Source organism: Photorhabdus sp. RM96S (assembly GCF_042879335.1).
Classification (GTDB): Bacteria; Pseudomonadota; Gammaproteobacteria; order Enterobacterales; family Enterobacteriaceae; genus Photorhabdus; species Photorhabdus kayaii.
This window is the reverse complement of the sequence record NZ_JBHFKT010000166.1, coordinates 1-544: the sequence shown is the minus strand read 5'-3', so window position 1 is coordinate 544 and position 544 is coordinate 1. Positions and strand designations below refer to the sequence as shown.

Here is a 544-nt window from a genome sequence, read left to right as displayed (position 1 = left end):
TGATGTCAATCAGGGGGAAGTGCGGATTGACGGGCGCGGCATGGACAGCACACAGCAAAGTTACACCGATATTATCGCCCGCTCCGTGGCGATTAACGCCAAATTACACGCGCAAGACCTGAAAGTGACCACCGGGCGTAATATTGTCGATGCGACGCATCAGCAGATTGAGAAAAAATCGGTTGACGATGAAAAGCACCCAGAGTTTGCGTTGGATGTGGCGGCACTGGGCGGCATGTACGCCCATAAAATTAGGTTGATAGGCACCGAGGCGGGGGTGGGCGTGCATAATGCCGGCAATATCGGCGCGTCTGCCGGCGAGGTCCATATCACCGCCGATGGTCGGATAGAGAACCGCGGCACCCTCAGCAGCCGGGATACGTTGCAATTAACCTCGTCTGCCGATGTCACTAACACCGGCAAATTGCTGTCACAATCGGCGGTGAATTTACAGACCAAAGGAGCACTGCGCAATCAGGGCCGGGTGGAAGCTCGCGGCGATGCCACGGTCAACGCAGGCACAATACACAGCAGCCATGACAGC

Annotated in this window: 1 protein-coding gene; it reads left to right on the top strand. The window is 56.4% G+C overall.

What is annotated here, in order from left to right; translation table 11 throughout:
* Positions 1–544: hypothetical protein (locus ACGF49_RS24775; protein WP_387493390.1), on the top strand; the 544-nt coding region annotated here is incomplete at both ends.